Here is a 14,285-nt window from a genome sequence, read left to right as displayed (position 1 = left end):
ACTCCTCCGTATATCTACATACGGAATTATTATACCATCCGCATCTCAAAGCATTGTTAATTCTGTGTTAATTTTTTAATTCCATGCCGTTACTACTTCGGTCGCTATTTTATACTCCGCTACGCTCTCGCTGAGCATCTGCGCCATACTGGACAATCTCTGCGCCGATTCATCGAGTGCGCGCATTATTTCATCATGCTGCTCGGTAGCCACCGCTATTTCTTTATAGCTCGCTGATATATCCGACGCGGTACCGGATATGCGCGACATGGCCTCTACTATAGCTTCCACACCACTGTTCACCTGATTTATCTCCCCTACTATAGCCCCTATATGCTCATCTGTATTATCTATATTATGCAATATACTGCCAAACGAACTGTCCAGCCTCTGCATCAATTCATTTGCATTATCCATAAGCTCCTTACATTTTTGTCCTATATCCACCGCCTTATCCACGTCTTCTGTCATCGACAGCATTATCCTGCCTATATCCTCCGCCGATGACGATGAATGCTCGGCCAGTTTCTTTATCTCAGACGCCACCACCGCAAAGCCTTTGCCGGCCTCTCCCGCTCTGGCCGCTTCTATTGATGCATTAAGCGAAAGCAATTGTGTTTGTGATGCTATATTTTTTATTATACCGACAGCCTTTGCCACCTGTGCTGAACGCTCATGTATGGTCATTATGAGTTGGAATGTGTCCCTTATGCCGTCAGCTAACGATGCTATTCTGTCCTCCATATCATTGAGCCTTTCCTTGCCGTGTTTCGCCGCTTCTAACATTGACTTGCTGGCTTTATCGGTTTCCTGGATCTTTTGCTCGATAACCTCTATAGAAGCCGACATCTGCTGGGTGGCAGCCGCTGTTTCCTCTATCTCGGACGCTTGTTCTTCTGAACCGACGGCAATATTTTTTACGCCTTTAGATATGCTGCCCATGCTCTCGGCATTTACGTTGGTCGCTTCTACGAGTGCCTCGGCAGTGGACGACATACTGAATGAAGCTGTTCTTATATCTATAATGAGGTTTTCTATATTATGTATCATTTTATTGAAACCGTGGCTTAATTCGGTAATCTCAGGGCTTGTAGACGTTTGGTCTGTTCGCACGGTGAAATCTCCGCCTTCGGCTCTGCGCATGGCATCGGCTATACGTTTTATAGGACCGGTAAGCACCATGCTGCCCGCCCATCCTATTATGACCGATAAAACAAGGCTTATGAGCGCTATCCATAATATATACTCTCCGATCTGATTGACATATGTAAGATAATCAGAGCTGCGAACACCAACTATATAAATCCAATCCTTACCTGGAATATGCCCGAAAGAGATCTTCATATCATGTCCTTTTACATTTTCATTTATTATGCCGTTCTTTTGCTCTATAATACGATCGACCAATTGCTTATCGTATGTATCCAACACATTATCAGGTCCATCTTCCATCCAATCTATGGCGTTGCCGTTTAAATCTATGAGATAAACAAAGGCATTCATTCCCTGGTTATTGAAAGAATTTCTTTCAGCTAATAATATCATTTTTAAGCGCGAATCGAATATCTGCGTATTCAGTCCCGACATTATAGCGGTAACCTGTTGTACGACGCTGCGCGTGGAGTTGGAAAGCAGGGTGTCCATAAGAACCGTTATATTTCGGCTGCTGTAATAATACGATACGCCGCCCACCGCCGCTATGGATATGAGGGCTATTAATATCAATAGCACCATTATTTTATATTGTATTTTTATGCGAGCATTTAAGGCAGCCATACCTTTTGTAAGTCTTGCCATTTTTATCGCCTTCCTTTTATTTATATATAGCGTTAAAAAAAGCCGGCTTTCACCGGCTTTTAATTATTGAGCGACTGATTACTTCAGCTTTTCCGCATCGCTACCTGCTATATAGTTTTTGCTTCTGGCTATCTCCGCCACATCATCTGTGGCCATGAAATCCAAAAATGCTTTTACGGCACCCGTAGGCTCACCTTTGGTATACATGTGGCCCCAAGACCATATCGGGTATGTGCCGGCTACTATATTGTCTACGGTAGGCTCTACGCCGTCCAGCTTTAATGCCGCTACGCTGTCATCCAGATACGCTAATCCGAGATAGCTTATAGCGCCGGGTGTCTCGGCCACTGTTTTAAGTACAGTACCGTTAGAGTCTTCTGTAAGCGTGTTACCTTCTATAGGTTCCTCACCATCAAATGCCACTTTTACGAAAGTAGCCCTTGTGCCTGAGCTGGTAGGCCTATTGACCACCACTATAGCCTGATCCTTGCCGCCTACGTCCTTCCAATTGGTTATTTTGCCTAGAAATATATCCTTTAATTGCTGCTTGGTAAGATTGTCGACACCGACATCCTTATTAGCTATGGCAGTAAACCCTTGCGCTATCACCTGATGATCCACTAATTCTTTGGCTTTATCAGCATCAAGCTTTTCTTCGGCGAATACGTCGGAATTGCCTATATCTACCGCACCTTCAGATACCTGAGTTAAACCTGTGCCGCTGCCGCCGCCCTGTACTGTAACCGTTACGTTCGGATGCAACTCCATAAATTTAGCTGCTGCCGCTTCTACCAGAGGCTGCATGGCTGTGGAGCCGGAAGCTGTCACCGTACCGGACAGGTCGTCCGCAGGGGCGCCATCATCCGCAGAATCATCGGCCGATGTGTCGCTATCCGACGTCGTTGATGCGTCATTCGTCGTTGACGTGTCATTGCTGGGCGTCGCAGTCCCCTCACCGCCGCTACATGCTGAAAGCACTACCAAAGCCGCCATCAGCATAACAGCCACTAATAATGTGGACCATTTTTTTCTCGAGTTTTTCATAATGATATAACTACACCTCCAAAAAATTTTATTTAATATATCAACAAGTGTAATCATACCATGGCAATGTAAATTCTATATTAATTCTATGTTAATTTTATGTTAAATCAATCTACCGCAAAGTATAGTTTGGAGCCTCTTTGGTTATATAGATGTCATGCGGATGGCTTTCCTTTAAGCCGGCATCGGTTATCCTTACGAATTTAGCCTTGGTGCGCAGCTCATCTATAGTATGGCATCCGCAATAGCCCATGCCCGAGCGCAAGCCGCCCATAAGCTGAAATACGGTCTCGGAAAGCGGTCCTTTATAAGGCACCCGTCCTTCCACACCTTCGGGTACGAATTTGCTGCTGTCCTCCTGAAAATACCTGTCCTTGCTGCCCGATGCCATAGCTCCCAGAGAGCCCATGCCTCGATATACCTTAAAGCTACGACCTTGATATATCTCCATCTCTCCAGGGCTTTCCTCAGTACCTGCAAACAGGCTGCCTATCATGACGGCACTGGCACCCGCAGCTATAGCCTTGGCTATATCGCCGGAATATTTTATACCGCCGTCGGCAATAACCGGTATATCATACTTATCGGCTTCTTTAGCACATTCATATACAGCCGTTATCTGCGGAACGCCCACGCCGGCCACCACGCGCGTCGTACATATCGAGCCCGGGCCTATGCCAACTTTCACACAATCAGCTCCTGCTTCTATAAGTTCTCCGGTGGCTTCAGCAGTAGCCACATTGCCTGCTATCAGCTGTATTTCAGGATATTTGCCCTTTATAGTTTTCACCATATCTATAACCCTTGAAGAATGGCCATGAGCGGTATCAACTGCTATAACGTCTACCTTGGCATTCACAAGGGCATCCACCCTATCCAATGTATCGCGTGCCGTGCCTACGGCCGCTCCTACCAATAGTCGTCCGTTTTTATCTTTGGCCGCGTTGGGGTATTGTATGGCCTTTTCTATATCCTTTATGGTTATAAGCCCTTTCAGCATGCCGTTTTCGTCTACCAACGGCAGTTTCTCTATCTTATGCTTTCTCAATATCTCCTGGGCTTGCCCAAGCGTGGTTCCCACAGGTGCGGTGATCAGATTCTCCGCTGTCATAACATTGGCTATAGGTTGATCGAAATTGGTTTCAAATCTCACGTCCCTGTTGGTTATTATGCCTACAAGCTTACCATTTTCATCTACAATCGGCACGCCTGATATACGGTATTTTTCCATAAGAGCCATGGCATCATACACCTTATGTTTCGGCGACAGATAAAACGGATCAACTATAACGCCGTGCTCTGATCGTTTTACCTTGTCCACCTCCATGGCTTGCTCCTCTATAGACATATTCTTATGGATGATGCCTATACCGCCTTCACGCGCTATGGCTATGGCAAGTTTTGCATTCGTAACCGTATCCATCGCAGCGCTCAGAACTGGTACGTTCAGCTTTATTGTTGCGGTTATATAAGTGGATATATCTACTTCTTTCGGTATAACATCGGATTTAGCCGGCAACAACAATACATCATCGAAGGTTAAGCCTTCTTTCGCAAATTTATCATCTATGATAATCACGACCTTCTGTTCATTATTTTAACGATAAGTTTAACAGAAAGATAATGGCATGTCAAGTTATGAATGATCGCTGCAGCATATACTCGTGTCATTCCTGACAGCGCTGTTCAACTTCATTTTTTGCGCCGCCGAGGCTGTAAAATTCGTTTATGATCAACGAAGCAGCCGATACGATGTCAATATCCTCCGGCAAAGATGATATATAGATCTTTTTATCGCGTATGCCTCTTGTAATAGATGCTGCGTTTACGATATCCCTGATGTTCGCAATCAATATTTCCGGTTTATACCTGATATAGCCTGTTAAAACCACAGCTTCCAATTCAAGTAAGTTCAGCACATTTACTATACCTGCGGCTAAATAAGCGGATTCCCTCTCTATGACGCTTTTGCAAAAGGGATCCCCATCAATGGCTCGATCAACGACAGCCTCCCATGTGCTTATATTTTTGCAAACACGAGATACATCTTTCAGCACGGCCGGTATGGAGGCATATGTTTCCAAACAGCCTTTATTGCCGCAATTACAGCGTCTCCCGTTGATATCTATGGATATATGCCCTACCTCGCCGCCGAATCCGCCTACGCCTTTATATAGTTTATCATCGATTATGATACCCGCACCTATGCCCGTATCCACCACCATGAGCATAAAGCTGCCAAAGTCCTTTCCTATACCGTAATCTTTTTCGGCCAATGCCAGTGCAGAAGAATTATTTTCAAGGGAAACCTTCATATTGGTCTTTTCTCTCAGCCGCTCTGAAATCTTAATGCCTTTCCATATATCGAAGTTGGGCGGATCGAGTATAATACCGGCAGCGCTGTCGAGCGGGCCGGGTGCGCTGATACCAACACCCAAAATCCTATCGCGGTCAATACCAGTTTCTGCTATACAGCTTTCTGTTTCTGCCGCTATGATCGTCAAAGCATCATCAGCGCTGCTGATGTGTGAAATATCTATTTGCTTTCTTATCACCACGCCGCCCTTTAAGTTTACTATCCCCAATGAACAGCCGGCACGGGATAAATAAAGCCCGAAGGCATAATAGCGATCCTCATTTATATCGAGCATGACCGGTTTTCTGCCGTAATCAGCCTCGCCGATTTCCCTTTCAATAACAATGCCCTCTTGCTTCAACTCGTCTATTATATTTGTCACAGCCGCGCGCGTAAGGCCGGTTTGCCGTGCAAGTTCTGCTCTGAAAATTTTTTGTTTGCGTATAATGTTCAAAATCCGCCGTCTGTTGCTCATCTTCATATATTGAGAATTGCGCGCCGCATTTTTCATGTATTCAACCCCACACGCGACTTTATTTCTTTGATAGTAGCCGTGCCTGTCATGCCTATTTTCTTGACAGTAATGCTTGAGGCTATATTTGCTACAGCGGCAGCTTCATATCCCTCGGCTCCTAAAGCCAAAGCGCATGAGAAAGCGGAGAGAAAGGTATCTCCAGCACCGCATGTGTCTATCGGAGGTTCTATCTCAGGCGAAGGTATATAATAAGCCTCACCGCCTTCGACATATACACACCCTCTCGGCCCCAACGTCATACATACCGGTGAATGATTTCTCTTTGAGAGCGCCGACGCTATGCCCGCAAGCTCATCGATGCCCGCACCTTTCGGGTCTTTGTCGCTGTCCATAGCCCTATAAGCCTCCACATCATTGGGCTTCAATATCACGTTCTTGTACAGGCCGATCCTGTCCCTGCTGTCTACGATTATTTTCACACCTTGTGATGAAAGTTGCATTATCTTATCCCTTATAGCCGGCGTAATGCACCCGAATCTCATTTGATCGATCACACACAGCATATCCGAATCCGCGGCTATGCGTTCTATCTCATTCGTCAACCTTTTTTCATCGGCTTCGGCTAACGGACTGAAATTTTCAAAGTCGATTCTCGGGTCCTCATACTCCACATCGGATATACCCCTTCTCAAGGGTTTGCAGTAGGCATTGGTAAAACGATCCGCGCATTTTATAACCCCTGCCGCATCTATGCTCCTCTTTTTAAGTTCCTTAAAAAGAACATCGCCCCTCCAGTCATCGCCTATAATCCCAATCATACAGACTTTTGAAGGGTTTAAGGCAGCCACATTCGCGGCCACGTTACCAGCGCCTCCCGGCGACATCCATTCCTGTATCACCGGCAAGGGGAAATGCGGTGTTTCTCTTGAAAGCTCGCTTTTGGTCATATCCGCTCTCCAATATACATCGAGAGCAATATCGCCTACAATCGCCACTTTCAGCGTACCTATGCCGTCCAATATATCCTCCGCGCGCTTGCGATCGATGCCCCCTATAATTTTATAGGTAGTCCTTGACACCGTGTTCCACCTCCGGCAATTTCTCTGTCAGCCTTTTATACAGATTGGGTATGGTCTGCTTATGGTCACCGCAGAAATGCCAGCCTTTGCCGCCCATGCTGTTCGGCCGATTGACGATGTTTTTGCGCGGCCGATAATAATAATGCGGGTCATCATATCCTATCTTCGCCCGATAATCTCCCAGATCAATAAGGTCAAAATTTGCGGTTGTTATATGGTATGTCGGATATCCCAGATTTCTTGCAATGGATAATGCCTTCAGAAACACCTCGGCCCCTATGACCGCCGAACCGAAGTTCAAGAATACCCCTTCATCCATCCGAGAAACGGAGTAACAGTATTTATGGAAATCGATGCCGCTGGCTTTACCTATCGCCCCAAAATCCACTATGGGATGCTGATGAATAATATCGGTACCCAAAGCTATATGATATGTAGCCGGAACATCGTTTTTATAAGCCTGGTAAAATATGCAGTCTTCCTTGTACGGAAACCTTTCGGGATGTTTATCAATATATACCGCCAGGCTCTCGCCATAACCAAGGCTCTCTGCGGCGCCCTGCTGTATGGCCTCGTTCATCCATCTGCCCGTCTCCTCCCACATGCCGAAGGAACCGTCCTCTATAGCTGTGGGTACATCTTCCGAGGTACCTCCGTTGAAAGCCAGCTCAAAGTCATGTATACTACACGCCCCATTGCCGGATATATGTGTGATAAGTCCTCTTTTTATGAGCTCTATGACATACCGCGATAAACCGTTTTTGATCACATGCGCTCCCATCGACCATATCACGGCTCTGCCATTTTGCCTTGCTTTAACCATTCTGTCTATCAATTCGTCAAATCCGTTCTGGTCCCAATCGGGTATCGGATCTCTGCTCGGCACAGCCATATTATCTATGGTTACAAGGTTCTTCCTCCGGCTTACTGGATATGTCTTGATATTGGAAAAATCTAATTGGCCGGGTATCTTTACGTTTTTATCCTCCATTTGTTCACTCCTCCAATCCGAGCCATTTTAAAAGCTCATCGGTTTTTTCGAAATCTCCTATTATGGCATGGGCTCCTGCCTTGATGAGTCTTTGTCTTTTTGTCGGGTTTATACCACAACGCTTCTCTTCATCGCTCGCCACGCCTATGGCAATAGTTCCTGCTTGTCTGCCTAATGCGATCTCCACTTTGCCGTCCCCAAAGACCATAACCTCCGGTCCTTTTAATCCATAATCATTTATCAACCTTTTCAATACCGCCTCTTTTGAGCAATCCGCTCTGCCTGCCGGCGCACCGGCTATTTCCTTGAAATACCCATCCACGCCCAGGATATGCGCTTCATTGACCACATCAGCATTATCGGTACCGCTGGCCGCATAGATATCTATACCGCGTTCGTCAAGTGCCTTCAAAAATTTCATACTACCTTTGATCAAATAATCCTCCGCCGATTTTTCTTCCGAAAGTATTTTGGTTATCCTCTTTTTAACGTGTTCCATCAACCTTCGGTTATATTCGGCTTTATACTGCCATGGATCTTCAGGGGCATGAGGATTTCTTCCATATTTTTTTACGGCATCGACAAGCCATTGCATTTGAAAAATGGTCTGAATACCGGTCGAGGCATCGATATATTCTCTAACCTCTTCTACAATATCTTCATCAACCGTTGTGCCTCCCGCTATCATTTCTGTCATAAATGGTTCCATTATGCTTTCCCAGCCATGTCTGAGCGTAGATATGGTACCGTCAAAATCAAAAAGAGCCGCTCTAGCCCTCGGCCTGTCTTTGGGTAATTCTAATATAATCTCCATAATTCCACTTCTCAAATATCCTCTCTCTGAAATATTCCCCTACAATTGATGTTATAAGTATATAATGGGCATGAATATTTGTCAACTCATTTAACAAAATGGTGCTAAAAATTACCCGCTATATGAAGTAGAACAAATATTAATCCCTCAAAAATGCAGCTTTAATACCACGCCGGCCATAGGAGGAACCTTTACCGTTAAATGGTAATCTTGATTATGCCACTTGCCTTCCTCGGCATAAAGCGTCTGACCCATCACCTGCCCCGAACCGCCGAAGCCGATGTCGTCGGTATTGAGTATCTCCTCATATGCGCCCGGATACGGCACACCTATCTTATAATCATAATATACTATAGGCGTAAAATTGCATAATACCACCAACGTATCTGACGGGTCGTCGGTTTTGCGCATATATACAAATATGCTCTGCTCGGTGTTGTTTGGGTCTATCCATTCAAAACCTTCGGCATAATAATCGAGTTGCCATAACGCCGGATTCTTCAAATAGAAATGGTTTAGCGTCCTAAAAAAATCATGTGTTTTTTTATGCATATCGAAACGCTCTATAAGAAACCATTCGAGCTGCTCATAAAAGCGCCACTCGATAAACTGCGCGAATTCGCAACCCATAAAGACGGTCTTTTTGCCCGGATGGGTATACATATAAAGCATGTAAACGCGAAGGCCTGCGAATTTGTTCCAGTGATCGCCCCACATCTTATCTACCAGCGACTTTTTGCCGTGCACCACCTCGTCGTGCGATATGGGCAATATAAAGTTCTCCGAATAATGATACATCATGGAAAATGTCATCAGGCTATGATAATACTTGCGGTATATAGGATCCATGGTTATATACCTCAATGTATCATTCATCCAACCCATATTCCATTTAAAATTAAAGCCCAGGCCGCCTACATACACAGGCTTGCTTACCATGGGCCACGTTGTTGACTCCTCGGCTATCATTATGATATTGGGGTATTCTTTAAACAGCACCTCATTCAGCTGATGCAAGAATCCGATGGCTTCGAGATTTTCCCGACCGCCGTATATATTCGGAACCCACTGCCCGTCCTGTTTGCCATAGTCAAGGTAAAGCATGTTGGCTACCGCATCCACTCTAAAGCCGTCTATATGGAACTCTTTAAGCCAATAGAAAGCATTGGATATGAGAAAGCTTTTGACCTCAGGCCGCCCGAGGTCAAAATTAGCCGCTCCCCATCCCTCGGTTTCTGCCTTCCTCGGATCCTGGTATTCGTATAAAGGCGTGCCATCGTAACGGTATAAGCCATGAGCATCCTTGCAGAAATGGCCGGGTACCCAGTCCAGTATAACCCCTATACCGTTTTCATGGCATGCATTTATAAAACGCTTGAATTCATCTATCGTACCATATCGGCTGGTTACGGCGTAGTAGCCTGTTATGAGGTATCCCCATGATGCGTCCAGCGGATGCTCCATTAAAGGCATAAGCTCTATATGCGTATAACCCATATCTTTTGCATATTTCGGTAATAAATCTGCCAATTCGGCATACGTCATAAATTCGCCATTTTCTCTGCGCCGCCATGATCCCATATGTACTTCATATATATTTAACGGGCTTTTGTATAAATCTGTTTGTGCCCTTTTATTGAGCCAGTCATCATCATTCCATGAATACGGCGTCGGATTTGCCACCACCGACGCCGTATTCGGGCGTTTTTCAGCATAAAAGGCATATGGGTCGGATTTAAGCAGTCTTTTCCCATCGGATGATATTATCTCATATTTATATATATTCCCTTCGTTTATACCGGATATAAACGCACTCCACAAGCCGCCGTCCGATACTCGTTCCAAAGCATGCATCTGGCCGCTGTGCCAATCGTTAAAATCGCCAACCACGCTGACCGACTGGGCATTGGGAGCCCATGTGGTGAATCGGACGCCACTTTGTCCACCTTCTTGGCTTATATGGGCTCCCATGAACTCATAACATTCATAATGCTGTCCGGCATGAAAGCGCTTCATATCGCTTTTCTTTATAGTATTTCTTGCCATGTTTATACCTCTCTGACCAATTCGCGTTTCTTTGCCACTACAAAAGGCATATCCTTATCGCCTTTGAGTTCTTTGCCAGGTTCTATGTCAACATATTTATCGGCTATTATATTGGTGAGTTTACATCCGTCGCCGATCGTAGCGCCCTGAAATATTATACAATTATTGACCACAGCACCTTTGCCTATATGCACCTTCCTGAATAATATACTGTTTTTTACGGTACCCTCTATGATAGAACCGTTGCCTATAATGGAATTTTTTACTGCATTTCCTTCAAGATACTTGGCGGGTACTTCAGTGGTGGTCTTGGTATAAATAGGCCTTTCATCCAAAAACAACTGCTTGTATATGCGCGGGTTTAACATCTCCATACTGGCCTTATAGTAAGCCTGCAGCGAATTTATACACCTGAGGTATCCTTTATATTCAAAAGCCCTTACCTTATAGCGGTCCAAAGAACTATATATGGCATTCTTTATTTTCCTGAAACGCCCGCTGGTCACGCATTCGGTAAGCAGATCTATAAAGATGGTTTTCTTCATCAAATACATTTCCATGCAGATGTCCGCTTCATTATCCTTGCCGATGTTTCTGCCCGCACCTTCAACGCGCCCATCCTCATCTATATCAAGCGTTTCACACAGAAAGAAATTATCCTGAGCGTCATCGACGTGCTTATACACTATCGTTATATCGTCGCCCGATCGCTTATGAAAATCCATCACTTCATTGAAATCTATATTGCACACCATATACGACGATGTCAGCAGAAGATACTCTTGAGCCGAGCGCTCGAAATACTCTATGTTATTGGCAAAGCTATACACATCATCGACGCGCGGCTCCAGCGTGCTGAAATTGAATACGCGTATGCCCTCCACCCTGCGGTTTAAATCCCACGGCCGGCCATCACCGATATGATCGGTCAGTGAACGGCACTGCATCTTGGAAAATATGCCGACATTCTCCACGCCGGCATTGCTCAGACTCGATAATATAAAATCTATAACCCTGTACCTGCCGGCTATAGGAATCGAAGCCAACAGCCTGTTCCGTGTAAGTTCCTGTATCATGTCCTCATTCTCGTCCAGATTTATAACGCCCATGCACTTTTTCAACATGCTCAGTCCTCCTTCCTAATTAGCCACCATGCCGGCCTTTACCTCTTCATAAAGGCCTATGGAGGTAACATTCCTGCCATCGCCGACCACGCTGTTCTTCCGTATTATAGCATTACTCCCTATTATCGCCTTATTTATTATAGCGTTTTCACCTATATATACGTCGGGCATTATAACCGAATCTATTATCTTAGCATTTCTTTCCACTTTCACGTTCGTAGATAACACCGAATGTATAACCTCGCCGTGTATCTCGCATCCATCAACCACTATGGAATCCTGGACTTTAGCGGCGTTTCCTATATACTGAGCCGGCCTGGCTTGCGCCAACGAATAGACGCGCCATGTAGGGTCACCTATATCAAGATCATCATTTTCATCTAAAAGATCCATATTAGCCTCCCAAAGGCTTTCCACTGTGCCCACGTCTTTCCAGTAACCCTTAAACGGATAAGCATACAGTTTCTCACCGCGCTCCAGGATGGCCGGTATAACATTTTTGCCGAAGTCATGAACGGATTCAGGCTTGTTAGCATCTTCTATCAGGGCTTCTCTGAGCAATTGCCAGTCGAATACATATATGCCCATAGACGCTTTGGTGCTCTTGGGGTGTCGGGGCTTTTCTTCAAATTCATATATGGAAAGGTCGTCATTGGTATTCATTATACCGAATCTCGGGGCTTCGTTAATAGGAACATCGGTAACAGCTATAGTGCACCGCGCTCCTTTATCTTTATGAAATGCTACCATCTTATTATAGTCCATCTTATAGATATGGTCTCCCGATAAAACCAGCACCAGATTCGGCTCATACGCATCTATAAAGGGAATATTCTGATATACGGCATCGGCTGTACCCTGATACCAATTGGCCCCCGATGCTTTTTGATGCGGCGGCAATATGAATACCCCTCCATTTAGCCTGTCCAAATCCCATGGACTGCCTACCCCTATGTGTGTGTGGAGCTCCATGGGCATATATTGGGTCAGTACGCCCACAGTGTATATGCCGGAATTTGAGCAGTTGCTCAGTGTAAAATCAATTATCCTGTACCTGCCGCCAAAAGGCACGGCCGGTTTAGCCAGATTCTGGGTTAGAACGCCCAGCCTTGAACCCTGACCGCCGGCCAATATCATCGCTACTACTTCCCTTTTTCTCATATAACACACACCCCTTTACATGAATATTTTAAAATCCAATGCGTTTACATCTATGCTTATCCCTTGTGCAGGAACGTCTACAGATACGGCTCTGTCAGCATTCCTGTTTATAAACACAAAGGCTTTGCTCCCTTTATATGACCTTTCATAGCACAGCACATCTCTGGCGGATGGATGGAATTTAAAATCCCCTTTATTAAATATATCGGTATTTCTTAAATCGGACATTTGCCTGTAAAAGGCTAAGATATCATCGTTCTCTTTGCCCCATGGATATGTCCTCCTGTTATCCGGATCAGTGCCTCCCTTGATGCCGACTTCGTCGCCATAGTATATAAGCGGCACGCCGGGAAAGGTCATCTGTATAACCGCGGCCAGTCTGGCATACATATACGCGTTTTCTCCCCTGTCTTCGAAAACAGTGAGTATCCTTTCGGTATCGTGCGTTCCCAGCACATTCAATGCCGCATAAAAGACCTCGCGCGGATAATTTTCGTACAAGCTCATCATGCGCCTTGCAAATTCCGCCGATCCCATATCGCCTCTTAAAAAGCCTATAACCGAATCCCTGAACGGATAATTGGTCACCGAATCTAATTCGTTTCCAAAAAGGTATTTCCGCCTTGTGGAGTAACTGACCTTATTCGAGGCATCTTCCCATACCTCGCCTATGAGCACGCTGTCTTTATTCGCTTGTTTCATTTCAGCCTTAAAGGCTTCTATAAATTCATCGGGCAGTTCATCCGCCACATCCAGCCTCCAGCCGTACGCACCGGCATTCATCCAATGTTTTAATACCGAGTCAGCATCATATATTATAAAATTCTGGTAACTGGGGGCAAGTTCATTAACATTTGGAAGATTTTTTACGTTCCACCAACATTCATACTCATAAGGGTATTGCGTAAACCGGTACCAGCTATAATAAGGAGATTCTTCGGACTGATACGCCCCGATGCTGTCATATCGTCCGAATTTATTGAAATATATGCTGTCGGCTCCGGTGTGGCTGAACACGCCGTCCAATATTATTCTTATGCCCCTCTTGCCCGCTTCTATGCATAATCTTTTGAACAAGCCTTCGTCACCGTACATAGGGTCTATTTTTTTATAGTCCCCCGTATCGTACTTATGATTGCTGCCGGCCTCAAAAATAGGATTCAGGTATATGGCCGTAACATTTAACGATTTAAGATAATCCAGTTTTGCTATAACACCCTTAAGATTACCGCCGAAGAACTCCCAGCGTTCTATATCATCCTCTTTGTTTCTTATATACATCGGGTCATCGTCCCAGCGCCCATATATAAAACTGTTTTGTTTGGGATTGGATACTTTGCCATCCTCATTGCCGTTCAAAAACCTGTCGACGAATATCTGATAGACTATACCCTCCTT

11 protein-coding genes are annotated in these 14,285 nt (G+C 45.1%); all 11 read right to left on the bottom strand.

Annotation, left to right across the window (positions count from 1 at the left end):
- Positions 1-75 precede the first annotated feature (75 nt).
- Entirely contained in the window at positions 76-1,797 is a 1,722-nt protein-coding gene (locus JG770_RS04130; protein WP_291955584.1) for a methyl-accepting chemotaxis protein, read from the bottom strand.
- Positions 1,798-1,875: 78 nt separating this feature from the next.
- Positions 1,876-2,841 (bottom strand): phosphate ABC transporter substrate-binding protein, encoded by a 966-nt coding sequence (locus JG770_RS04125; protein WP_291955582.1) that lies wholly within the window; start codon positions 2,839-2,841, stop codon positions 1,876-1,878.
- 112 nt (positions 2,842-2,953) lie between these two features.
- A complete protein-coding gene (gene guaB / locus JG770_RS04120; RefSeq protein ID WP_291955638.1) occupies positions 2,954-4,411 on the bottom strand; it encodes an IMP dehydrogenase in 1,458 nt (485 codons plus the stop codon).
- Positions 4,412-4,508: 97 nt separating this feature from the next.
- Complete coding sequence (locus tag JG770_RS04115) at positions 4,509-5,708, bottom strand: ROK family transcriptional regulator (protein ID WP_291955579.1); 1,200 nt, start codon at positions 5,706-5,708, stop codon at positions 4,509-4,511.
- Positions 5,705-6,751: a PfkB family carbohydrate kinase gene (locus JG770_RS04110; protein WP_291955577.1), complete on the bottom strand. Its 1,047-nt coding sequence runs from the start codon at positions 6,749-6,751 to the stop codon at positions 5,705-5,707. Before JG770_RS04110 ends, JG770_RS04115 begins: the two co-directional genes overlap by 4 nt.
- Complete coding sequence (locus JG770_RS04105) at positions 6,732-7,742, bottom strand: hypothetical protein (RefSeq protein WP_291955575.1); 1,011 nt, start codon at positions 7,740-7,742, stop codon at positions 6,732-6,734. The genes JG770_RS04110 and JG770_RS04105 overlap by 20 nt, the downstream gene beginning before the upstream one ends.
- A gap of 4 nt (positions 7,743-7,746) precedes the next feature.
- A complete protein-coding gene (locus tag JG770_RS04100; protein WP_291955573.1) occupies positions 7,747-8,556 on the bottom strand; it encodes an HAD family hydrolase in 810 nt (269 codons plus the stop codon).
- A 147-nt stretch (positions 8,557-8,703) separates the two neighbouring features.
- On the bottom strand, positions 8,704-10,602 hold the full coding sequence (gene glgB, locus JG770_RS04095) for a 1,4-alpha-glucan branching protein GlgB (protein WP_291955569.1): 1,899 nt from the start codon (positions 10,600-10,602) through the stop codon (positions 8,704-8,706).
- A gap of 2 nt (positions 10,603-10,604) precedes the next feature.
- Entirely contained in the window at positions 10,605-11,726 is a 1,122-nt protein-coding gene (gene glgD / locus JG770_RS04090) for a glucose-1-phosphate adenylyltransferase subunit GlgD (RefSeq protein ID WP_291955567.1), read from the bottom strand.
- 15 nt (positions 11,727-11,741) lie between these two features.
- Positions 11,742-12,887 (bottom strand): glucose-1-phosphate adenylyltransferase, encoded by a 1,146-nt coding sequence (locus tag JG770_RS04085; protein WP_291955564.1) that lies wholly within the window; start codon positions 12,885-12,887, stop codon positions 11,742-11,744.
- Between the two features lie 15 nt (positions 12,888-12,902).
- The coding region (locus JG770_RS04080; RefSeq protein WP_291955562.1) for a glycoside hydrolase family 13 protein at positions 12,903-14,285 on the bottom strand (1,383 nt) is incomplete at its 5' end.

This window comes from Mahella sp., assembly GCF_020054945.1.
GTDB lineage: Bacteria > Bacillota > Clostridia > Mahellales > Mahellaceae > Mahella.
This window is presented reverse-complemented; position numbering and strand designations above follow the sequence as displayed.

What these genes read in the sequence shown, in the direction of transcription:
- JG770_RS04130 (WP_291955584.1), bottom strand. Translation starts at nt 1,797, where the DNA reads ATGGCAAGACTTACAAAAGGTATGGCTGCCTTAAATGCTCGCATAAAA.
- JG770_RS04125 (WP_291955582.1), bottom strand. Translation starts at nt 2,841, where the DNA reads ATGAAAAACTCGAGAAAAAAATGGTCCACATTATTAGTGGCTGTTATG.
- JG770_RS04115 (WP_291955579.1), bottom strand. Translation starts at nt 5,708, where the DNA reads ATGAAAAATGCGGCGCGCAATTCTCAATATATGAAGATGAGCAACAGA.
- JG770_RS04105 (WP_291955575.1), bottom strand. Translation starts at nt 7,742, where the DNA reads ATGGAGGATAAAAACGTAAAGATACCCGGCCAATTAGATTTTTCCAAT.
- JG770_RS04100 (WP_291955573.1), bottom strand. Translation starts at nt 8,556, where the DNA reads ATGGAGATTATATTAGAATTACCCAAAGACAGGCCGAGGGCTAGAGCG.
- glgB (WP_291955569.1), bottom strand. Translation starts at nt 10,602, where the DNA reads ATGGCAAGAAATACTATAAAGAAAAGCGATATGAAGCGCTTTCATGCC.
- glgD (WP_291955567.1), bottom strand. Translation starts at nt 11,726, where the DNA reads ATGTTGAAAAAGTGCATGGGCGTTATAAATCTGGACGAGAATGAGGAC.
- JG770_RS04085 (WP_291955564.1), bottom strand. Translation starts at nt 12,887, where the DNA reads ATGAGAAAAAGGGAAGTAGTAGCGATGATATTGGCCGGCGGTCAGGGT.